At 60.4% G+C, this 21283-nt stretch carries 19 protein-coding genes and 2 rRNA genes; 3 read left to right on the top strand and 18 right to left on the bottom strand.

Annotated features, from left to right (window positions below; translation table 11 throughout):
- Window positions 1-3 precede the first annotated feature (3 nt).
- Entirely contained in the window at window positions 4-1476 is a 1473-nt protein-coding gene (locus G6N83_RS09495; RefSeq protein ID WP_165141500.1) for an XRE family transcriptional regulator, read from the bottom strand.
- Window positions 1477-1618: 142 nt separating this feature from the next.
- Between G6N83_RS09495 and aceA the strand changes: the two genes are divergently transcribed.
- Window positions 1619-2932, top strand: coding sequence for an isocitrate lyase (gene aceA / locus G6N83_RS09490; RefSeq protein WP_165141498.1), 1314 nt, complete (start codon window positions 1619-1621; stop codon window positions 2930-2932).
- Between the two features lie 140 nt (window positions 2933-3072).
- A complete protein-coding gene (gene aceB / locus G6N83_RS09485; RefSeq protein ID WP_165141496.1) occupies window positions 3073-4722 on the top strand; it encodes a malate synthase A in 1650 nt (549 codons plus the stop codon).
- A gap of 27 nt (window positions 4723-4749) precedes the next feature.
- On the opposite strand, the gene G6N83_RS09480 is transcribed toward aceB, so the two are convergent.
- The 4 genes from G6N83_RS09480 to G6N83_RS09465 are packed head-to-tail and all read right to left on the bottom strand — an operon-like array spanning window position 4750 to window position 8279.
- A complete protein-coding gene (locus tag G6N83_RS09480; RefSeq protein ID WP_165141494.1) occupies window positions 4750-5376 on the bottom strand; it encodes a response regulator in 627 nt (208 codons plus the stop codon).
- A complete protein-coding gene (locus tag G6N83_RS09475; RefSeq protein WP_165141492.1) occupies window positions 5373-6527 on the bottom strand; it encodes a sensor histidine kinase in 1155 nt (384 codons plus the stop codon). Before G6N83_RS09475 ends, G6N83_RS09480 begins: the two co-directional genes overlap by 4 nt.
- A gap of 46 nt (window positions 6528-6573) precedes the next feature.
- On the bottom strand, window positions 6574-7419 hold the full coding sequence (locus G6N83_RS09470; protein ID WP_165141490.1) for an ABC transporter permease: 846 nt from the start codon (window positions 7417-7419) through the stop codon (window positions 6574-6576).
- On the bottom strand, window positions 7416-8279 hold the full coding sequence (locus G6N83_RS09465) for an ABC transporter ATP-binding protein (RefSeq protein ID WP_165141488.1): 864 nt from the start codon (window positions 8277-8279) through the stop codon (window positions 7416-7418). Before G6N83_RS09465 ends, G6N83_RS09470 begins: the two co-directional genes overlap by 4 nt.
- Window positions 8280-8414: 135 nt before the next feature.
- Here G6N83_RS09465 and G6N83_RS09460 point away from each other — a divergent pair, with 135 nt between their 5' ends.
- A complete protein-coding gene (locus tag G6N83_RS09460; protein WP_165141486.1) occupies window positions 8415-9617 on the top strand; it encodes a pyridoxal phosphate-dependent aminotransferase in 1203 nt (400 codons plus the stop codon).
- Between the two features lie 14 nt (window positions 9618-9631).
- Here the strand turns inward: G6N83_RS09460 and G6N83_RS09455 are convergent, their stop codons facing one another.
- The 13 genes from G6N83_RS09455 to G6N83_RS09400 form a co-directional block, all read right to left on the bottom strand.
- Window positions 9632-10768 carry a UDP-N-acetylmuramate dehydrogenase gene (locus G6N83_RS09455; protein WP_165141484.1) on the bottom strand — a complete coding sequence of 379 codons (1137 nt, stop codon included), beginning with the start codon at window positions 10766-10768 and terminating at the stop codon, window positions 9632-9634.
- Window positions 10769-10770: 2 nt separating this feature from the next.
- Window positions 10771-11193, bottom strand: coding sequence for a MaoC/PaaZ C-terminal domain-containing protein (locus G6N83_RS09450; protein ID WP_165141482.1), 423 nt, complete (start codon window positions 11191-11193; stop codon window positions 10771-10773).
- A complete protein-coding gene (locus G6N83_RS09445) occupies window positions 11190-11639 on the bottom strand; it encodes an FAS1-like dehydratase domain-containing protein (RefSeq protein WP_165141480.1) in 450 nt (149 codons plus the stop codon). The genes G6N83_RS09450 and G6N83_RS09445 overlap by 4 nt, the downstream gene beginning before the upstream one ends.
- 42 nt (window positions 11640-11681) lie before the next feature.
- Entirely contained in the window at window positions 11682-12485 is an 804-nt protein-coding gene (locus tag G6N83_RS09440; RefSeq protein ID WP_165141478.1) for a sulfite exporter TauE/SafE family protein, read from the bottom strand.
- Between the two features lie 52 nt (window positions 12486-12537).
- Window positions 12538-13269, bottom strand: a complete 732-nt coding sequence (locus tag G6N83_RS09435) for a DUF2510 domain-containing protein (protein ID WP_165141476.1) — start codon at window positions 13267-13269, stop codon at window positions 12538-12540.
- Window positions 13270-13344: 75 nt separating this feature from the next.
- Complete coding sequence (locus G6N83_RS09430; RefSeq protein ID WP_165141474.1) at window positions 13345-13617, bottom strand: metal-sensitive transcriptional regulator; 273 nt, start codon at window positions 13615-13617, stop codon at window positions 13345-13347.
- Window positions 13614-13994 carry a thioredoxin gene (gene trxA, locus G6N83_RS09425; RefSeq protein WP_165141472.1) on the bottom strand — a complete coding sequence of 127 codons (381 nt, stop codon included), beginning with the start codon at window positions 13992-13994 and terminating at the stop codon, window positions 13614-13616. Before trxA ends, G6N83_RS09430 begins: the two co-directional genes overlap by 4 nt.
- A 61-nt stretch (window positions 13995-14055) precedes the next feature.
- A complete protein-coding gene (locus tag G6N83_RS09420; protein ID WP_241246164.1) occupies window positions 14056-14940 on the bottom strand; it encodes a siderophore-interacting protein in 885 nt (294 codons plus the stop codon).
- 174 nt (window positions 14941-15114) lie between these two features.
- A complete protein-coding gene (locus tag G6N83_RS09415; RefSeq protein WP_165141470.1) occupies window positions 15115-16152 on the bottom strand; it encodes an HAD-IIA family hydrolase in 1038 nt (345 codons plus the stop codon).
- Entirely contained in the window at window positions 16152-16781 is a 630-nt protein-coding gene (locus G6N83_RS13790; RefSeq protein WP_241246163.1) for a hypothetical protein, read from the bottom strand. Before G6N83_RS13790 ends, G6N83_RS09415 begins: the two co-directional genes overlap by 1 nt.
- Before the next feature lie 71 nt (window positions 16782-16852).
- Entirely contained in the window at window positions 16853-17632 is a 780-nt protein-coding gene (locus tag G6N83_RS13785; protein ID WP_183408464.1) for a hypothetical protein, read from the bottom strand.
- Window positions 17633-17865: 233 nt separating this feature from the next.
- Window positions 17866-17982 (bottom strand): 5S ribosomal RNA (gene rrf, locus G6N83_RS09405).
- 147 nt (window positions 17983-18129) lie between these two features.
- Window positions 18130-21232, bottom strand: a 23S ribosomal RNA gene (locus G6N83_RS09400).
- Window positions 21233-21283 lie beyond the last annotated feature (51 nt).

Genomic DNA, 21283 nt, shown 5'->3' with positions numbered 1-21283 from the left:
GGTTCAGTTCGGCGCGTGGGCCTCGAGAAATTTATAGACGTCCGTCGAGTCGACACCCGGAAATGATCCCGTCGGCAACGTCGCCAACAGGGTCCGCGGCGTGCGCACATTCGGCCACGCGTTTTCTCGCCACGTCGATTCGAGCTCAGCCGGCGCCCGTCGACAGCACACGTCGACGGAATGCCGCGAAACCCCGCGATTGGCGGTGTCTCGGCCGATGAACCATTTCGTGTCGTCGAATCTCACACCGACGCTAACCGAGTGCTCGCCTTCGCTCGATGCTTCAACTCGAGCTGTGCACCAGTACGTGCCGTTTCCGGTGTCGGTGTATTGGTAATAGGGATTGAATCTGTCGTCTTCATCGAAGACCACTCGGCTCGTCCACTTTCGGCAGCACATCTGGCCTTCGATCGACCCGAGCCGGTCGCTCGGAAAGTTCACATCGTCGTTCTCGTATGCCTTGGTGATCGTGCCCGACTCGTGCACCTTGAGAAAGTGCACCGGGATGCCGAGGTGCACAGTTGCGAGGTTGGTGAACCTGTGCGCGGCTGTTTCATAAGAGACAGAATAGGTATCGCGCAGATCTTCGATCGAAATAGACCTCGCCTTTTTTGCTTCGACGAGCGCGGGGACCACGTGTGCTTCTGGAATCAAAAGCGCACCCGTGAGGTAGTTGGTCTCCACCCTTTGTCGCAAGAAGTCGGCGTAGCTTGACGGTTCGGTGTGCCCGAGAACTCGGGCCGAGAGCGCCTGCAAGACAGCAGTCCGAGGGTCGGCTTTGGCCACGCGAGTCGAAAGGTAGAGTCGGCCATTCTTCAGGTCGGCAACGCTTCTCGTGGTTTGCGGCAGGTCGGGCACGTAGTGCAGCGTGAAGCCAAGATGGGCGGCGATATCGCTGGCGGTTCGCTGCGTCAATGGTCCGCCGGCATGCCCAACCGCCGAAAGAAGCTCTCGCGCTGTCGCCTCGAGAGTGTCGAAGTAATTGTCTTGATGCCGCATGAGGTGGCGCAGCTCGACATTTGCGCGCCGCGCCTCTTCTGGTGTTGCCGAACGCTCATCTCGGAGGCGTTCAATCTCACCCTGTAGCGCGAGCATTGTGCGTATTGCCTCGTCGGGCATCGATTTAGCGATGCGAAATGGTGCTATCCCGAGCGCTGAGAATGTCTGGCTGTGCATCGCCCGCTCCAGCGAAATCTCCAGCGTTGCTCGTTCGTCAAGCGGCTCCGATTCAACAAGCGCCTCCATCGGGACCTTGAGCGCATGCGCAATCTCCCGCAGCAGCGTGAGCTTGGGTTCGCGCTTGCCGGTTTCGATCATCGACAGCTGGCTTGGCACGCGCTTTACTGCGCGCGCCAGTGCGTCAAGAGTGAGTCCGCGTTCAAGTCTCAGCTGACGGATGCGGCGGCCAATCGTGAGCGCGTCAGCATCTGGCTCTTCGGCCTCTGCGCCGTCGGCGAGATCTTCTTCGATCGTCATGGCGGTGAGTATGTCACATTTTGTGAAAAACGCGTGAAATTCTCTCCCGATTTGACCATAGACAGTGTCGAACTTGACTCAGAGTGGAGCCACATCGAACAACGGAACACGAAAGTTCCGGCATCCAATGGAGGAAGACATCATGATCCACGCCACGCCTGGACAGCCCCCGCTGCGTGCGGGAGATCAGACGCAGACCGCAGCAGAACTCGCGGCCATGTGGGAAAGCGACCCGCGCTGGGATGGCGTCGAACGCACCTTTACTGCCGAAGATGTCATCCGCCTGCGCGGATCGGTTCGCGAAGAGAACACGCTCGCACGTCGCGGCGCGGAGAACCTCTGGAACCTCCTGCACACCGAGGAGTACATTCGGGCACTCGGCGCCTACACCGGTGGCCAGGCAGTGCAGCAGGTGCGCGCAGGACTCAAAGCGATCTACCTTTCCGGGTGGCAGGTGGCAGCCGACGGCAACCTCGCGGGTGAGACCTACCCCGACCAGAGCCTGTACCCAGCCAACTCGGTCCCCGCTGTCGTTCGACGCATCAACAATGCGCTCCTGCGTCAAGATCAACTCGAGCACGCCGAGGGCACGATCACCCAAGACTGGATGGCTCCCATCGTTGCCGACGCTGAAGCCGGATTCGGCGGCCCCCTGAACGCGTTCGAGCTCGCACAGTCCCTCATCCAGGCGGGTGCGGCCGGCATCCATTGGGAAGACCAATTGGCGAGCGAAAAGAAGTGCGGGCACCTCGGCGGAAAGGTTCTCGTTCCGACCCGTCAGCACATCCGCACGCTGAACGCGGCGCGGCTCGCAGCCGACGTCGCCGACGTGCCCACTGTGATCATTGCGAGAACAGATGCACTGGCAGCAGACCTGCTCACGAGCGACATCGACGACCGCGACCGCGAATTCACGACGGGAGAACGCACAAGCGAAGGCTTCTACCGTGTGAAGCCGGGACTCGATGCCGTCATCAGTCGTGGTCTTGCGTTCGCACCGTACGCCGATCTGCTCTGGGTGGAGACCGGTGCGCCTGACATCGAACTCGCTCGCGACTTCGCAACAGCGATCCACGAACAGTTCCCCGGCAAAATGCTCGCGTACAACTGCTCGCCAAGCTTCAACTGGAAACGTCATCTTGACGATGCTCAGATTGCGAGCTTCCAGGAAGAGTTGGCATCCCTCGGGTATGCGTTCCAGTTCATCACCCTGGCGGGCTTCCATGCCGTCAACTACTCGATGTTCGATCTTGCCGCCGGCTACGCACAGAACGCGATGAGCGCCTACGTCGAACTGCAAGAAGCCGAATTCGCCGCTGAGTCGCGGGGCTACACCGCCACCAAGCATCAGCGTGAGGTCGGCACGGGCTACTTCGACACGATCTCGACAGCCCTGAACCCCGAGAGCGCAACCCTCGCTCTCGCCGGTTCGACCGAAACCGCCCAATTCCACTGACCCCACCGCCCCACACCCCACTGCCGAAGGGTCGCAACACGCCGCATCCCCATCGCAACGCCGCCCCCATTACGGCGTGTTGCGACCCCTCGGCGGCAGGGATATTCACTTTTTCGCAACTTGAATCGAAAGGCACGAACATGACTCTCACGACGGCTCCCCCCGCTCCACCTCAGACAGCAGGCCAAACAGCACCGGGCATCACAGTGCTCGGGCACCTCGGCGAGCGCTACGACGAAATCCTCACCTCAGAAGCGCTTTCTTTCCTCGAGCAATTGCATCACCGCTTTGCCGGGCGCAGACACGACCGCCTCGCCGACCGCGAGCGCCGTCGCTTCGAAATCGGCAACGGGCACGACCCTCAGTTCCGCGATGACACAGCGCATATCCGTGACGACACCGAGTGGCGAGTCGCGGGTGCCGGCCCGGGCCTTGAAGATCGTCGCGTTGAGATCACGGGACCAACAGACCCCAAGATGACCATCAATGCTCTCAACTCGGGCGCGAAGGTCTGGCTTGCCGATCAAGAGGATGCCACGAGCCCGACCTGGAAGAACGTAATCGAGGGTCAGCTCTCGCTGCGCGATGCGATCCGAGGCGAGCTGAGCTTCACGAACGCTGCCGGGAAGCGCTACGAGGTGACCGCAGAGCACACTCCGACAATCGTTATGCGACCGCGCGGCTGGCACCTCGGCGAAAAGCACATGAGCTACACGGACCTCTCGGGGCGAAGCCTTGCGGCATCCGGGTCTCTCGTTGATTTCGGGTTGTACTTCTTCCACAATGCAACCCGGTTGATCGCGAACGGTGCGGGCCCGTACTTCTACATCGCCAAGCTCGAAAACGCTGCTGAAGCGAAGTTGTGGGATGACATCTTCACCTTCAGCGAGCAGTACCTCGATATTCCGCACGGCACGATCCGCGCGACGGTATTGATCGAGACGCTGCCTGCCGCATTCGAGATGGAAGAAATCTTGTTCGAGCTGCGCGACCACTGCGCGGGGCTGAACGCCGGGCGCTGGGACTACATCTTCTCGATCATCAAGAACTACCGCGGGCGTGGAGCTCGGTTCGTGTTGCCAGATCGCAGCGAAGTCACCATGACTGTTCCATTCATGCGCTCCTACACCGACCTCCTCGTGAAAACCTGCCACAAGCGGGGTGCGTTCGCGATCGGCGGGATGAGTGCATTCATCCCGAACCGCCGCGACCCGGAGGTGACGGCCCAAGCATTCGAGAAGGTTGCCGCCGACAAGAAGCGCGAGGCAGGCGATGGTTTCGACGGCACGTGGGTCGCGCATCCTGACCTCATTCCGGTCGCCCGGGCTGAGTTCGATGCTGTTCTCGGCGAGCGCCCCAACCAGCTCGATCGTCAGCGCGACGATGTTGAGGTGATGGCAGCAGATCTGCTGAACGTGCACATCGGGCTGCCGGTGACGGCCGCCGGCGTGCATGCGAACGTGTCTGTTGCCATCCGCTACCTCGAAGCGTGGCTGCGCGGACTCGGCGCCGTCGCGATCGACAATCTCATGGAGGATGCCGCAACGGCCGAGATCTCACGATCCCAGGTGTGGCAGTGGATTCACCAGGATCGCGAGACGCAAGAGGGCACCGCGATCACCGTGGGATACATCGAAGAACTCATCTCTCAGGTGCTACAGAGTGCCGAGCGGTTCGATGGCGATCGTTTCGACGACGCGGCTCAAATCTTTCGCGATGTGGCATTGCGTCCGGAATTCCCGGCCTTCTTAACCCTCACCGCCTACGAGCGTTACCTCGTCGAGGTGTAGCCGGCCAAACCATGGAGCGCGGACTTCTTACGTCAAGAGTCCGCGCTCCATCGCGAGAGTTACCGCACGCGTGCGGTCGGTGACGTCCAGCTTCTCGAAGACACGCAACAGGTGTGTTTTCACCGTCGACTCTCCGATACCAAGCTGCACGCCGATTTGTTTGTTGCTCTGCCCCTGCGCGACAAGACGGAGAACTTCGGTTTCTCGGGCAGTGAGCGAAACGGATGCCACGGGCACATGCATTCGCTGTACCAAACGTGCGGCAACCTGCGGCGATAGCGCCGTCTGGCCCTGTGCGACTGACCTGATGCCCGCGACAATCTCCTCCTGCGGTGCCGCTTTGAGCAGGTACCCGGCAGCTCCTGCCTCGATCGCACTGAGAATCTGATCGTCTGATTCGTAGGTCGTGAGAATGAGCACTCGCGGCGCGCCGGCGCCAAGCGCCACGATCTCGGCGGTTGCAGCGACGCCGTCGAGCACCGGCATCCGGAGATCCATGAGTACAACGTCGGGTCGTGTCTCGGCTGCCAGCTTTACTGCGGCTGCGCCATCAGCGACTTGGCCGACAACGTCAAACCCCGGCTCGTTGCCGAAGAGGCCCGCAAGACCCGCCCGAACGACGGGGTGGTCGTCTGCAATCAGAAGTCGAATCACTGTTTCGGCACCCTCACGTTCAGTTGCGTACCCGATCCGGGTGTTGAGTCGATAACGACCGCTCCGCCAGCAAGCACCACACGGTCGACAATGCCGTCGAGCCCAAAGCCGCGATGAGCGCGGGATGAGTCGAACCCCACCCCGTCATCGCGCACCGACATGACAATCTCATCGTCGTCAGAGGTGAGAGATACCGTCACGAGAGTCGCATGCGCATGCTTTCGCACGTTTGCGAGCGCCTCCTGTAGGCAGCGCAGCAATACGACTTGGCCGTCGCGCGGCAGAGCAGCGCCCGCATCCACCGAGACATCGATCGTCAATCCCACCTCGGTGCGGAATCTCTCTGCGAGACGCTCGATGGCTGCCGCGAGCGCGTCATCGGAGGGAACAGCTGCCATTCGTGCAACCAACGCGCGCGATTCGTTCAGCGCTTCGCGCGCTGTTCGTTCTACTGTCTCGATCGTTTGGGCTGCGGCATCCGCCTTGCCGTCTCGAATGTGGCGTGAAGAGAGCTCGCTCAGCAGCACAAGGCCCGCGAGAGTTTGAGCAAGAGTGTCGTGAATATCTCGGGCGATGCGTTCACGCTCAGCCGCGATCCCGCGGTCGTGATTGAGCGCAGCCACGACAGATTGCGCCGCCGTGAGTTCCGCGACAAGCCGCGCACGCTCGGCCCCGTATTCAGTGATGCTGGTGATCCAGAGCCCCATCGCGATGGCGAAAATCACCGATAGTCCGCCGGACGCAAACCCTGATGCCAGCGCTTCGGTGGTGAAGCCTCCACCCACTGCGAACCCCGCAAAGACCGCCAGCCCGATAGCGGCCGAGCCAAGAGCACCGCCCACCCGAGAGCGAGTCGTCACCCACACCAGCGGGTAGGCCAGGGTCTGCAAAATAGCGAAGAAGGGAGCTGCGGCGATGCCCATGACAAGTGCCACGCACAACCCTCCGCAGAACCACGCGGCACGGGCGGCTGACGTTGACGTCAGTAGACCGCGGCCCAGCACGAAGTAACAACCCACGAAAAGCAACGACGCCAGGGCAACAACAAGAACGTCACGCTGGCCGGGGTCTCCCTGGAAAAGAACAGCGATCACAGCGATGACAGCCGTGAAGCCAGGGATGACAGCATCCCACCATCGCCGACCGGTCATTTCGATGCCCTTGCTGTTTTTCGCACACGAACGCGCACGTCTCAGGCTACGCGTCTCGTCGAATCCAGCGGAAAGTCAGCCGACTGAGCACAAGACCGACGACAAGCCAGATGGCCAAGACGGCCGCTATCGCGCCAAGGCCCCACTCACCCGACTGTTCAAGGGTGGCGTAGTCAGCGGGCAGAAAAACCGAACGCATTCCCTTTGCAAGCCACGCGAGCGGAAAGAGATTCGCGATGTTCTGGAGCCATTCCGGCAACAACCAGAAAAAGAGGTAAACCCCGGAGATGAACTGCAGCACGAGCACGATAGGAATCACAACACCAGTTGCGCCCTTCGCGGATCGGGGCAGGGCAGAAATCCCGATGCCAAGCAGCGCCGACGTCACGAGTCCTAGCAAAAATACCCATGCGAATGTCGCCCACGCTTCGATTGTTGTCGGCACAGTGGCGCCAAGTACCCACACCGCGAACGCCAGCAGAACTGCAGCTTGCGCAATCGCTGTGACGAGCACCTGTCCGATCTTGCCAAGAAAGTAGCTCACCGGAGACAGCGGGGTACCACCCAGGTGTTTCAGTGTTCCGTTATGCCGTTCGACGGCAATATCTATCGCCAAGTTCTGCAGCCCAGAAAGCAGGATGCCGGCGGCCAACATGCTCGGCAGGTAAAGGTCCACTGCCGAGACTTCGGGAAGCCCCGGCCCGTAACTCGTGGGGCCATCGCCGCCGAAGACAACGCTAAACAGGCCCAGCAGCATTATCGGGAAGAGAAAGGTGAACACGATCGTCTCGGGCGAGCGAATGTATCCGCGAATTTCGTATCCGGCGCGGCGGATGCCCTGACGAAACACATGGAATGTGGGTAGGGTCCGGGTCACGGTTGTGGCGCTCATTGCTGAATCTCCTCTTTCACGTCGTGCGCAACCATCCCGAGGTAAATGTCCTCCAAAGTTGGCCGGCGAATCTCTAGTTCCGGTAGTTCGCCTCCGCTTCGGTCGGCGAGCGCAGAAACGAATGCCCACGGCTCGCTGGTGCGGTGCTCGCGGCGTTGACCGCCCTCCCGCCAGTGGACGACCGGCATCCGTGCTTCTTCTCCGCCGAAAGTGTCGAGGGGCCCAATCGCCTGCAGCTTGCCGTGGTTGATCACGGCAACCCGGTCCGCGAGTTGCGCCGCTTCATCGAGATAGTGGGTCGTCAGCAGGATCGTCGTGCCTTCGCGCTTCAGTTGACGGATGAGGTCCCAGAACTCGCGTCGTGCTTGCGGGTCGAACCCCGTCGTCGGCTCGTCAAGAAAGAGCAGCTCCGGCCGGCCGATAATGCCGAGAGCCACATCGACGCGACGCTGTTGACCGCCCGAGAGCTTGGAGATCTGAGTTGCAGCTTTCTCCTCAAGCCCTACTGCGGCGATGACTTCCTCGACGTTTCGCGGGCGTGGATAGTACCCAGCGAATTGGCGCAGTTGCTCTCGCACTGTGAAGGTTGCCGCCTGGCCGGTGCTCTGCAGCACGATCCCCAGTCGGGCGCGCCATGCGAGGTTTCCGTCGCTCGGGTCGACACCGACGACGCTCACGTCGCCGCTGGTGCGATTTCGATATCCCTCGAGTATTTCCACGGTCGTTGACTTGCCGGCGCCGTTCGGGCCCAGAAGGGCGAATGTCTCGCCCTGTTCGATATCGAACGAGACGTCATCGACAGCCGAGTTCGAGCCATAGAGCTTTCGAAGATTGCGCACCCGCACAGCAGCATTTTCCATACCTCTAGCGTCTCGCCCACGGCATGGCTGCGCTAGCGGTCATTCGGTCGAAGGAGGGTCCCCCATTCGGTGGACGGCCGAGCACGAAAACGAGGAAGACCAGCGCGAGAATGTCTCGCCTACTACGCTTTAGGCGTGACCGAACGCGCGCCTCTCTCCCGCAAGCTATCCGCCATCGCCGAATCGGCGACTCTCAAGGTCGATGCGAAGGCCAAGGCCCTCCAGGCCGCGGGTCGACCGGTCATTAGCTATGCCGCGGGTGAGCCCGATTTCGCAACACCGCAGTTCATCGTGGATGCCGCAGCTGACGCGCTCAAGAACCCCGCAAACTTTCGCTACACACCGGGCGTCGGTCTTCCGGTGCTCCGCGAAGCCATCGCAGAAAAGACGCAGCGCGACTCGGGTCTCGCGGTCGAACCCAGCCAGGTCATCGTGACCAACGGCGGCAAGCAGGCCGTTTACCAGGCGTTCCAAGCGGTCGTAAACCCCGGCGACGAGGTACTGCTCCCCGCACCGTACTGGACCACCTACCCAGAGGCCATTGCTCTCGCCGACGGCGTTCCGGTGCAGGTGTTCGCCGGCGCTGATCAGGAGTACAAGGTCACAGTCGACCAGCTTGAAGCTGCCCGCACTGAACGCACGACGGTACTCGTCTTTGTTTCACCATCGAACCCCACGGGTTCTGTCTACACGCCCGATGAAACACGCGCGATCGGCGAATGGGCACTTGCACACGGCATCTGGGTGATCTCAGACGAGATCTACCAGAACCTGGTTTACGAGGGTGCGCGCGCTGTTTCGATCGTCGAAGCGGTACCAGAGCTTGCCGGTCAGACAATCCTTGTCAACGGGGTCGCCAAAACGTACGCGATGACCGGATGGCGCGTGGGGTGGATGGTCGGCCCCACAGACGCGATCAAGGTTGCGGGCAACCTGCAGTCGCACCTGTCGAGCAACGTCAACAACATTGCGCAGCGTGCAGCGCTTGCGGCCCTCACCGGGCCACAAGATGAAGCCGAACAGTTCCGCACGGCATTCGACCGGCGCCGCCGCTTGATCGTCGATGAGCTTTCGAAGATCGAAGGGGTCACTGTTCCGACACCGCTCGGAGCTTTCTACGTCTACCCTGATGTACGCGGCCTACTTGGTAAGACGTGGCGCGGTGTCACACCGACGACATCGCTCGAGCTCGCAGACTTCATCCTCGAACAGGCCGAAGTTGCAGCGGTGCCCGGCGAAGCTTTCGGCCCCAGCGGATACCTCCGGTTGTCGTACGCACTGAGCGACGAGCAGCTCCTCGAGGGTATCCGCCGCCTGCAAGACCTCTTCCGAGCGTAGGGTCCAGCCTCGTTCTACAGTTCGACGCCCACCAAAACGGGCTCGGGCTGCAGAATGAGACCATATTCGGATTGCACGCGTCCCACGATGTAGCGAGCGAGTTCAGCGAGCTCAGCGGCCGACGCACCGCCACGATTTGTGAGCGCAAGCGCATGCTTCGTCGACAGCCCGGCGCGCGAACGAGGTAGCTTAAAGCCCTTCGCGAAGCCCGAGTTCTCAATGAGCCACGCTGAGCTCACTTTCACCATCGTTTGCCGCGGCGCAGGAGGCTGCACGACTCCGTCAAAGCGGTCAAGCGGGATCACGGTAACCGATTCAAGGTCATTGGTCAGTGGCCACCGCGGACAAGCGTCCGGCAGGGAACGGGCAAACGACTCCGACACGATCGCGTTCTGGAAAAAAGATCCCGCGCTGTACGTGTCAGGGTCATCGGCGTCGAGCACCATCCCCTTACGGCTCCTCGTAGACAGCACCTGCTCGCGGACCCACTGAAGGGTGACGGATGCCTCAGCCTCGATGCCCAAGGCACCCCGAAGTTGCTCGCCGCTCACGCGTGCCTCTCCGCTACCGACCACAACGAGATCGAAGGTTGCCGACAGCACCACCGCCGGTCGCTTCGGAACAGAGCCGTAGTGGTTTTTCAGCACCGACGTACGGAAACCCAACGCGAGGTCTGATGCCAGGACGGTCTCGATATCGCCTGTTGATTCGTCGATCAGATCAACCTCGACAAGCGTCTGCACGATCTCCTGACCATACGCGCCAATGTTCTGCACCGGAGCGGCGCCGACTGTCCCTGGAATTCCTGACAGTGCCTCAACACCCGCGAGACCGCGCTCGACGGTAGTGGCGACAAAGTCATCCCAGCCATGACCCGCCTCAACTTTCAGGCGCACACGACCGTCACGCGCGGAAGGCAGCTCTTCGATCCCCGACGTGAGTACTCGGATGACGGTGCCGTCAAAAGCTTCGTCTCCGACGAAGAGATTCGATCCTCCGCCGACGACAAACCACGCGTCACCCGACTCCCACACGTCTCGCAGAGCAGAAACGAGCTCTTCGCGAGTGTGTGCGTCAATCATGCGCGCAGGGGTTCCGCCGGTGTGCAGCGTGGTGAGTTGAGCGAGCGGAATCGGCTCGATTTCCGGCATCGTCACACCAACCGGACGCGCACCTGGGCTTTGCCCAGCACCGTCACATCAGCGCTACGCACAGTCAGATCGATGCGCGCGATGCTGTCGTCGACTGCGCCAACGGTTGCCGTGACGCTCACGTCGGCCCCCGCGTCCGCGTCGACGACGACCGGGCGCGTGAACCGCACGCCGTACTCGACTATGCGGCCCGCGTCGCCCACCCACGGTACGACAGTCTCGACGGCGAGGCCCATCGTCAGCATCCCGTGAGCGAGTACTCCCGGCAGTCCAACACGTGCCGCGACGTCGTCACGAAAGTGAATGGGGTTGAAATCTCCGGATGCTCCGGCATAGCGCACGAGGTCTTCTCGCGTCAGATGCACCTGGCGTTCCGCGACGATCTGTCCCACTTCGAGCTCGAGGGAGCCTTTTTCGATACTCATGCGTCTTCGCCCCCGATGAGCAGAATCGAGATGGCGGTTACGACGTGAGCACCCTCGGCATCCGTCACTTCCGCCTCGCTCGTCACCATGGCGCCTTTTCCGATCGCACGTACCCCGGTCACGGCAAGGCTCGCGCTCAGTTCGTCTCCGGCGACGATCGGGCGTGAGTAACGAAACCGCTGCTCAGCATGAATCGTTCGCTCGAGCGCGATGCCCGAGTCAGGTTCTGCCAACAGGATCTGCAAAGTCAGGTCCTGGATGACCATCGCGAAAGTCGGGGGCGCGACGACATCGGCATAGCCGAGAGCTCTCGCAGCCTCCGGCTCGAAGTGCTGGGGATCTGTGGCGAAGACGGCGCGCGAAAATTCCCGCACTTTCTCTCGCCCGACGAGGTAGGGGGCTGTCGACGGAAATACTCGGCCGACGAGCTCAGGGTTCACTGGCACCACACCATCCTATCGAGCGCATGTGGCCCGATCAGGATGCCGTCAGCTCTTCTTCTTGCCCGCGCGAATAGCTTTGTAAGCCATCTGACTCGCAATGAAGATCAAGAAAGCGGCGAACAACACGTTGGCAACCGTCGGCGTCATGAGGGTCGCAAGCCATGCACCGACGGCGGTCGTTGTGCAGGCGGCGACTCCGACCAAAATTGCAGCGAGGAGGTCAACGTTCCGGCGTCGTGCGTTTCCGATCGTTCCGGAGATAGCGGTCGGAATCATCATGAGCAATGACGTGCCCTTGGCGATCAGGTCACTCGTACCAAACAGAAGCATGAGCGCCGGAACGACGATCACACCTCCACCAACTCCGATGAGCCCGGCAACGATTCCGGTGATCACGCCGAGAGCGATGAGGCCAAAAATGGTTCCCACTGTCAACACAAGCTCGGCATCACGAGACGGAATGATGATGAACAAGCTCACGATGACGACAGCCAGGAAGCCGACGAACGCCCAGCGCAGGGCTACCTGCGATACGCGCGGGAGCAGCCAGGTGCCGATCTGTGCACCCACGACGGCGCCGGCAGCCAGGATGAGCGCCGGAACCCATGCGACTGAGTCATGCACCGCGTAAGAAATCACGCCGACCGTTGCGGTCGGCACAATCGCGGCGAGCGATGTACCCGCTGCAAGTCGCTGATCGAACTTCAAAAACAGCACCAGAAGCGGCACGATGACAGTGCCACCGCCGACGCCGAAGAGACCCGACAGCAAACCAGCGAGCAGTCCGGTTGCGATGCAAGTGATGATGAATGCAGGCGTGCGCGCAGCACGAACAGGAGCGTCAGTCACTCGAATACCCTACTCGCGGCTGACCGGCGGCATTTACCGGCTGGGCACCGGCTCAGCTCACGTCAGCGGATGCGATCGCCCACCCGGAGCCTTCTGCGACAAGGGTGTAAACGTAGTGGTCGCTGTAGGAGATGGGCTCATCGACCTCTTCGCCCATCGAATCGATGTAGGCAAAGTAGGACTCAGTCGTTTCAACCGTGATGTTGTCCGCCGTAGCGACGACGCTCGTCACGGTGACGGCGTAATCCTCTGTCGATTGCGCGAAATATCCGGCCTGGTCGTTGAACAGATCGCAGTCGGTGAGCCCCGTGCTGTCGCGGAATGTCTCGGTCGTCGCAGCTTCGAACTTTTCGCAATCGACCTCGCGCCACGCCTGATCGTAAAGTTCCACGACAGCGACTCCCGCCGTCTCTTGCTCTCCTTCAGGAGAGTAAGCCTGCCCACCGATAACCGCTCGAATCGCCATCGGAATGAAGACTGCGGCCAGCACGATAAGCGCTACAAGCACCGCTCCGACCGCGACGAACAAGATCCACAGCTTCGATTTCGCCGGAGGTTGGGACGGAGGTTCAGTACCGTCGGCCACGGCAAAGCCCAAAGCTGTTCCCGCGTCCATATCAGGCAATGGCGGTCGCGGCGGAATCGTCGCACCGTCGTTCGCCCATACTTCATGCGCCTGTGGCTGCACCTCAAGCGCCTGCGTTTGCTGAGTCCACTGCGAGCCGTCCCACCAGCGCGCCGAGCCGTTGCCGTCGTCGTACCAGCCAGGGGGCGTCGTCGTCATGCCGTCTCTCTTCGCTCGAGGCCTTGCACACTCTGCCGTCCCCACACTAATCCCAGCTGTGGAGTTGCAGGCGAGTCAAGCGAGCATGAGAAAAAGCTTTTCCAGCTCCTCCGTCGTCATGTCTCCTTCGGACCGATCGGCCGGATCTGCGACGCAGTCCTTCATCGCCGAAGCCACAATTGCAAAACCCGCGCGATCAAGCGCGCTCGATACCGCAGCGAGCTGAGTGACGACGTCGCGGCACGACTTCTCGCTTTCGACGGCCGCAATCACCGCATCCAGCTGACCGCGCGCGCGACGCAAGCGATTCACGACGCGGCGCTGCGCGTCGTCGTCTGGTGTACTCATGCCTGGTCGCCCTGCGGCTCGGCTTTAGCGGCGATCTGTGCGCGCACATCGTCCATGTCCAGTCCCCGGACAGCGGTGATGAGCTGTTCGAGTTGCGGTGCGGGAAGGGCTCCCGGCTGAGCGAAGACGAGGACGTTCTCGCGAAAAGCCATCAGTGTCGGAATTGACGTGATCTGGAACTGAGCGGCGAGCTCCTGTTGCGCCTCGGTATCGATCTTGCCGAAAACGATGTCCTCGTGAGTTTCTGAAGATTCCTCGAATACGGGCGCGAACGAACGGCACGGGCCGCACCATGCTGCCCAAAAATCAAGGAGGACGATGTCGTTGTCGACGATCGTGGGTTCGAGACTGTCGAGGGTAATTTCTGTCGTAGCCATGCGGCTAATATACCCCCGCTGGTATGCCTCAGGGCCAACCCTGCGAGATCACCCGCCGGGCTTAGCTCGCGAAGATCTGCCCGATCGGCTCCCGCTTTTCGGCTTGGAAGCCATCTTCCGAGCGCCCGAAGGCCCAATAGGCCGAAAGCGACATTGCGCGGCGATCAATGCCCCAATCTTCCTGCAGGGTGGCCCGAATAGCTTTCATTGCCTCACGCTCACCGTGAGCAAAAACTTCGACTCGATTCGAGCGTGGAGCAAGGCTCGCCACCTCTGCGGCGAGCCGCGCTCCATACGCTGCCTGATCGGTCTCATTCGCTCGATGTATCCAACGAAGATCGACATCATCGGGTCTACTCATCGGCAATTCACCCGTAGAATCCTCCACTTCGATCAGTGCCAGTCCTCTGGCCGACGCGGGGAGCAGTTCAAGGGCTGCAGCGATCGCCGGGATAGCGGAGTCATCGCCAATATAGAGATAAAAGGTCTCGCCGGTCGTGCTCGGCGTGTACTGGCCGCCCGGTCCAGAGAGCACGAGCATATCGCCAGGAATCGCTTGTGCCGCCCACGGACCTGCCACTCCTTCCTCACCGTGTAAGACAAAGTCGATGGCGAGCGTACGGTCCTGGTAGTTGATTCCTCGCAGGGTATAGGTGCGGCGGACAGGCATGTCGGCAAACGAGAGCTCTGCGCGCAGTGCATCGAGGTCGTAGGGCGGCGTAAGCCCGAGTTCGGGTCGGGCAAAGAGCAGCTTGACGTAGGTGTCGGCTGCGGCGAGCTTCACCGGATCTGCGCCCGCGACAAAAGCGTTGAAAGCATCGTCTCCGCCAAGATGAACGCGCACGAGGGATGCCGCCATTTTCTCGGTTCCAATGACTGTGAAAATGTGCTGCGCACCGCGGCGCGCACGTGGCGCGGCTGAATTCGACGTATTTGAATTGTTCACGTCTCCAGTCTGTGCGCAGAATGCGCGCAGGGGATTGCGAATCTCGCTTCCTCTTTCGAGACTGTCGAGGGATAACCCTCGCTGTTCAATGCAAAGCTCATCGCAGAAGTTGGCGAGGGCAAACACGAGGCACAGACAGCCTGACTCCGAACGAGGGCTGACGTGCTGCTGCCGTTACGGCCGAAAAAACGGATCCGCGTAGAGCGCTTCTGGCACACGGAATCCAAAGATCGCGCGTCCCGAGTTCCAGATAGCGGCAGATGCCGCGCGAACCAGGTCGATGGGCCGATCCCCCGCCGCTTCGATGACGAGATCAATTCCGTCGATGCGTACTGAAGCATTTCCGACGGTCGTGACGGCCCCCTTGATGCGGGTCTTCGGATAGGGCTCATGCAGCTCACGCAGGTCGCCCAAGATATAAGTGGGTCGCGAATCAGCAGGTGCCGCAAGTACATGCTTCGGCCGATCAATACCAGTGAGCACCAGCACCGAGTCCATACCGGCGCGGCACGCACCAGCGATGTCGGTATCGAGACGGTCGCCGATAAAAAGCGGATGCCGCGCTTCGAATCTAGTGACGGCCTCGTCGAAGATCGGCCGCTCCGGCTTACCCGCAACTGTCGCAAGGCGGCCAACAGCGGTGTGGACCGCGGAGACGAGGGTTCCATTACCCGGCGCGATGCCACGTGCCTGCGGTATCGTCCAGTCAGTATTCGTCGCTATCCACGGGATGCCGCCTTCTTCTTCCGGAAGAGCGAGCGCGTAGGCCGCTTCGGCGAGGTCTTTCCAGCCGATGTCCGGGGTGAAGCCCTGAATAACAGCCGAAGGACTGTCATCGGCGCTGCGCGTAACTACGAACCCCGCTTTTTCGAGCTCGACGACCAACCCCTCGCCACCGACCACCATCACCTTTGCACCCGCGGGAACGACGCCCGCCAACAAACGAACCGCGGCCTGCGGGCTCGTCACCACGTCCGTTGGCTGCACGCTGGCCAGCCCGAGATCACGCAAATGAGCTGCGACACTCGCGTCGGTTCGCGAAGCGTTGTTCGTGATGAATCCGAGACGACGCGTTTGGCTGGCTTTAGTGAGGCTGTCGACAGCATGCGGAAGAGCTCCCGCCCCGGCGTAGACCACGCCATCGAGATCGGCGAGGACGACATCGACGTCCTCTAGCGGTGAGGGGCCAATTTTGGCACCGAAAAGCGACATTAGCTCTGTTTGTCCTCGGTCTCGCCCGCCTCTACTTCGGCCTCGTCATCGCTCGCCTCGGTGTCCCCATCGAGTTCTTCGATCTCGAGCACCTCGTCCGTCCCAGCCCCGTGTGCGGACTCGATAGCGTCCGCGGCGATTACAGCTCGCGCGTGCCACTGTGCTGCTTCATCATCGCGTCCGAGCTCTTCGAGCACGGTCGCACGAGCTGCGAACAACCCTGCGCTCCACTCGAAGGCGCGGTCAGGGTCGAGCTCAGGAATCTCGAGCTCTTGCAGCGCCCGATCCGGCTCCCCGAGGTCAAGGCGTGCGCCCGACATCGCAATTGCGAGTTCGACGCGGCTCTCTGTCGAGAGGGTCGAGCGGTCAACACTGCGTCCTAGTTCGAGCGCGCGATCAGGCTTTCCCACGCCACGCTCACTGTCGACCATGAGCGCGATCTGATCGTCACGACCAGAAATGCGTCGATATGTGCGCAATTCACGAAGCGCAAGCGCGAAGTCACCAACGGCGTATGCAGTGATTGCCGCGGTCTCCCGAACGACAGCGACCCGACCTGCCCGGCGAACGGCCGCGAGCGCGTGCTGATGCGCAAGCGCCGGATCTTCGCCCAGAACACGAGCGGCCATCGCAAGATGCCGAGCGACGTTATCTGCGTTCTCCTTGCTCAGTGTTTTTAGCTCGTTGCGAGCAGGGCCGTTCAGATCGTATGCAGTGAGATCGTCAGGCAGTTCAGGCGCGCGCTCGCTATCCGCGCGGTCATCCGGCACGAATCCTGACTCTCGTGGAGCTCGATCATCCCGCCGCGGACGGTCATCTCGATACGGGCGGTCGGCGCTGGGACGGGAGGAACGGTCGCCATCACGGTTCGGGCGATCTCCGGACGGACGGTAGGGACGATCGCCATCACGGCGTGCCCGATCCCCATCACGGTTCGGTCGGTCGCCGGAGGGCCGATAAGGCCGATCACCACTCGGACGGTATGGGCGGTCGCCATCACGACGCTGCGGGCGATCTCCGGACGGGCGGTATGGCCGGTCACCGTCTCGACGCTGGGGACGATCACCGTCACGGTTCGGGCGATCACCGGAAGGACGGTACGGCCGGTCACCATCACGATTGGGACGATCACCGGAGGGACGGTACGGCCGGTCACCATCACGATTGGGACGATCACCGGAGGGACGGTACGGCCGGTCACCACTGGGGCGATACGGCCGGTCGCCATCTCGACGCTGCGGCCGATCACCGTCACGGTTCGGGCGATCACCCGAGGGACGGTACGGTCGGTCACCATCACGACGCTGTGGACGATCACCGTCACGGTTCGGGCGATCACCCGAGGGACGGTACGGCCGGTCACCGCTGGGGCGATAGGGGCGGTCGCCATCACGGCGCGGCCGATCACCATCACGGTTCGGTCGGTCACCCGACGGACGGTACGGGCGGTCACCATCACGACGCTGCGGACGATCACCATCGCGACGCGGCTCGCTCGAGCGCGGCGAACGTGACGACTCGCCACCGTTGTTTCCGCCAGAGCGCGGATCACGGGAGTTAGGCCTTGAGGAGCCTCGATCTGGGCGCTCACGGCGCGATCGGTCGCGATCCTGCGACTCGTTGTGCTCCTCGGCCATTGTTACTCCTTGCAAAAGTTACTGCGTAAATGCGAAAAGGGCCACCCAGCGTTGGGTGGCCCTTTTCTTAAAAGAAGTCCGGCGGTGTCCTACTCTCCCACAGGGTCCCCCCTGCAGTACCATCGGCGCTGAGAGGCTTAGCTTCCGGGTTCGGAATGTGACCGGGCGTTTCCCTCTCGCTATGGCCGCCGAAACACTATTGATGTTTCAATCGTTCAAAAGCATGAGTTCCTGCAACTTTCATGCAGGCACAACACAGCATATGTGTGTTGTTCATGCGGTTCTCGACCGTACATCGAGAACCACTCAGTGGACGCGCACACCTTCAAAGAGGTTATGTGTTATCAAGTCATCGGCTTATTAGTACCGGTCAGCTACACGTGTTGCCACGCTTACACACCCGGCCTATCAACCCAGTAGTCTGGCTGGGAGCCTCTCACCCGAAGGTATGGAAATCTCATCTTGAGGCCGGCTTCCCGCTTAGATGCTTTCAGCGGTTATCCATCCCGAACGTAGCTAATCAGCGGTGCTCCTGGCGGAACAACTGACACACCAGAGGTTCGTCCAACCCGGTCCTCTCGTACTAGGGTCAGATCCTCTCAAATTTCCTACGCGCGCAGCGGATAGGGACCGAACTGTCTCACGACGTTCTAAACCCAGCTCGCGTACCGCTTTAATGGGCGAACAGCCCAACCCTTGGGACCTACTCCAGCCCCAGGATGCGACGAGCCGACATCGAGGTGCCAAACCATGCCGTCGATATGGACTCTTGGGCAAGATCAGCCTGTTATCCCCGAGGTACCTTTTATCCGTTGAGCGACAGCGCTTCCACAAGCCACTGCCGGATCACTAGTCCCGACTTTCGTCCCTGCTCGACCTGTCAGTCTCACAGTCAAGCTCCCTTGTGCACTTACACTCGCCATCTGATTGCCAACCAGATTGAGGGAACCTTTGGGCGCCTCCGTTACTTTTTGGGAGGCAACCGCCCCAGTTAAACTACCCACCAGGCACTGTCCCTGAACCGGATTACGGTTCGAAGTTAGATATCCAGAGTGACCAGAGTGGTATTTCAACAATGACTCCACATGAACTAGCGTCCCTGCTTCAAAGTCTCCCACCTATCCTACACAAGCCACACCGAACACCAATACCAAGCTGTAGTAAAGGTCACGGGGTCTTTCCGTCCTGCTGCGCGTAACGAGCATCTTTACTCGTAATGCAATTTCGCCGAGTTCGCGGTTGAGACAGTTGGGAAGTCGTTACGCCATTCGTGCAGGTCGGAACTTACCCGACAAGGAATTTCGCTACCTTAGGATGGTTATAGTTACCACCGCCGTTTACTGGGGCTTAAATTCTGAGCTTCGCTTACGCTGACCCTTCCTCTTAACCTTCCAGCACCGGGCAGGCGTCAGTCCGTATACATCGTCTTGCGACTTAGCACGGACCTGTGTTTTTAGTAAACAGTCGCTACCCACTAGTCTCTGCGGCCTCCAAACGCTTTCGGAGCAAGTCCTAATACGTCGAAGGCCCCCCTTCTCCCGAAGTTACGGGGGCATTTTGCCGAGTTCCTTAACCACGATTCTCTCGATCTCCTTGGTATTCTCTACCTGACCACCTGAGTCGGTTTAGGGTACGGGCGGCTTGAACCTCGCGTCGATGCTTTTCTTGGCAGCATAGGATCACCCACTTTTTATCCGCATCGTGTCTCAGCCTTCATGAGTGACGGATTTGCCTATCACTCGGCCTACGCACTTGCACCAGGACTACCATCGCCTGGCTTGGGCTACCTTCCTGCGTCACACCTGTTAATACGCTAACCGCACCAGCATGGGGTCATGCGCTAGCTCCAACGTCTCACCCCGAAGGGATCAATCAAAGGAATTCGGGCATTTAGCACCACTGGATTAGCTTGGGCGGTTCTTCGCCGGTACGGGAATATCAACCCGTTGTCCATCGACTACGCCTGTCGGCCTCGCCTTAGGTCCCGACTTACCCAGGGCAGATTAGCTTGACCCTGGAACCCTTGGTCTTTCGGAGGACGTGTTTCTCACACGTCTTTCGCTACTCATGCCTGCATTCTCACTCGTGTAGCCTCCACGGCTGGTTCACACCGCCGCTTCGCTGGCCACACGACGCTCTCCTACCCATCAATACGGCTGGACCACGAAGGCCTACCAAAAATATCAATGCCACAACTTCGGTGGCGTGCTTGAGCCCCGTTACATTGTCGGCGCGGAATCACTTGACCAGTGAGCTATTACGCACTCTTTCAAGGGTGGCTGCTTCTAAGCCAACCTCCTGGTTGTCAAAGCAACTCCACATCCTTTCCCACTTAGCACGCGCTTAGGGACCTTAGTTGGTGGTCTGGGTTGTTTCCCTCTCGACTATGAAGCTTATCCCCCACAGTCTCACTGCTGCGCTCTCACTTACCGGCATTCGGAGTTTGGCTGACGTCAGTAACCTTGTAGGGCCCATCGGCCATCCAGTAGCTCTACCTCCGGCAAGAAACACGCAACGCTGCACCTAAATGCATTTCGGAGAGAACCAGCTATCACGAAGTTTGATTGGCCTTTCACCCCTATCCACAGCTCATCCCCTCAGTTTTCAACCTAAGTGGGTTCGGTCCTCCACGACGTCTTACCGTCGCTTCAACCTGGCCATGGATAGATCACTTCGCTTCGGGTCTAGGACACGCGACTGAATCGCCCTATTCAGACTCGCTTTCGCTACGGCTACCCCACTCGGGTTAACCTCGCCACGTATCGCTAACTCGCAGGCTCATTCTTCAAAAGGCACGCTGTCACAGCTACTAAGGCTGCTCCAACGGTTTGTAAGCAAACGGTTTCAGGTACTATTTCACTCCCCTCCCGGGGTACTTTTCACCTTTCCCTCACGGTACTTGTCCGCTATCGGTCATCTGGGAGTATTTAGGCTTATCAGGTGGTCCTGACAGATTCACACGGGATTTCTCGGGCCCCGTGATACTTGGGATACTCTTCGCGCCAAGAATAAGCATTTCGACTACGGGATTTGCACCCTCTATGATTGGCCTTTCAATACCATTCGTCTATACTCACTTGTCACGCTCGCTGCTCGGCAGAGCAACATGAAAAGTCCCACAACCCCGAATACGCAACTCCTGCCGGATATCACACGTACTCGGTTTAGCCTGTTCCGGTTTCGCTCGCCACTACTAACGGAATCGCGGTTGCTTTCTCTTCCTGTGGGTACTGAGATGTTTCACTTCCCCACGTTCCCTCTACCCGCCCTATATATTCAGGCGGGAGTCACTAGGTCGGCACGCCGCCCAGCGGGGTTTCCCCATTCGGACACCCTCGGATCACAGTGTGCTTATCCACTCCCCGAGGCTTATCGCAGATTGCTACGTCCTTCTTCGGCTCCAGATGCCAAGGCATCCACCGTTTGCTCTTAAAGACTTGAAATCACATGAGTTTCGTCGAAATCGGTCTAGAAAAATCTAGATGAAATTGACT

This window comes from Microbacterium endophyticum, assembly GCF_011047135.1.
In the GTDB taxonomy this organism is placed as follows: Bacteria; Actinomycetota; Actinomycetes; order Actinomycetales; family Microbacteriaceae; genus Microbacterium; species Microbacterium endophyticum.
Note: the sequence above shows the minus strand (reverse complement) of the source record. Positions and strands in the feature narration are given on the sequence as shown.

Excerpts from the sequence above, each read along its gene's own strand:
- G6N83_RS09495 (WP_165141500.1), bottom strand. The coding sequence starts at position 1,476 with ATGACGATCGAAGAAGATCTCGCCGACGGCGCAGAGGCCGAAGAGCCA.
- aceA (WP_165141498.1), top strand. The coding sequence starts at position 1,619 with ATGATCCACGCCACGCCTGGACAGCCCCCGCTGCGTGCGGGAGATCAG.
- aceB (WP_165141496.1), top strand. The coding sequence starts at position 3,073 with ATGACTCTCACGACGGCTCCCCCCGCTCCACCTCAGACAGCAGGCCAA.
- G6N83_RS09475 (WP_165141492.1), bottom strand. The coding sequence starts at position 6,527 with ATGACCGGTCGGCGATGGTGGGATGCTGTCATCCCTGGCTTCACGGCT.
- G6N83_RS09470 (WP_165141490.1), bottom strand. The coding sequence starts at position 7,419 with ATGAGCGCCACAACCGTGACCCGGACCCTACCCACATTCCATGTGTTT.
- G6N83_RS09465 (WP_165141488.1), bottom strand. The coding sequence starts at position 8,279 with ATGGAAAATGCTGCTGTGCGGGTGCGCAATCTTCGAAAGCTCTATGGC.
- G6N83_RS09455 (WP_165141484.1), bottom strand. The coding sequence starts at position 10,768 with ATGCCGGAAATCGAGCCGATTCCGCTCGCTCAACTCACCACGCTGCAC.
- G6N83_RS09450 (WP_165141482.1), bottom strand. The coding sequence starts at position 11,193 with ATGAGTATCGAAAAAGGCTCCCTCGAGCTCGAAGTGGGACAGATCGTC.
- G6N83_RS09435 (WP_165141476.1), bottom strand. The coding sequence starts at position 13,269 with ATGACGACGACGCCCCCTGGCTGGTACGACGACGGCAACGGCTCGGCG.
- G6N83_RS09430 (WP_165141474.1), bottom strand. The coding sequence starts at position 13,617 with ATGAGTACACCAGACGACGACGCGCAGCGCCGCGTCGTGAATCGCTTG.
- trxA (WP_165141472.1), bottom strand. The coding sequence starts at position 13,994 with ATGGCTACGACAGAAATTACCCTCGACAGTCTCGAACCCACGATCGTC.
- G6N83_RS09415 (WP_165141470.1), bottom strand. The coding sequence starts at position 16,152 with ATGTCGCTTTTCGGTGCCAAAATTGGCCCCTCACCGCTAGAGGACGTC.
- G6N83_RS13790 (WP_241246163.1), bottom strand. The coding sequence starts at position 16,781 with ATGGCCGCTCGTGTTCTGGGCGAAGATCCGGCGCTTGCGCATCAGCAC.
- G6N83_RS13785 (WP_183408464.1), bottom strand. The coding sequence starts at position 17,632 with ATGGTGATCGTCCGCAGCGTCGTGATGGTGACCGCCCGTACCGTCCGT.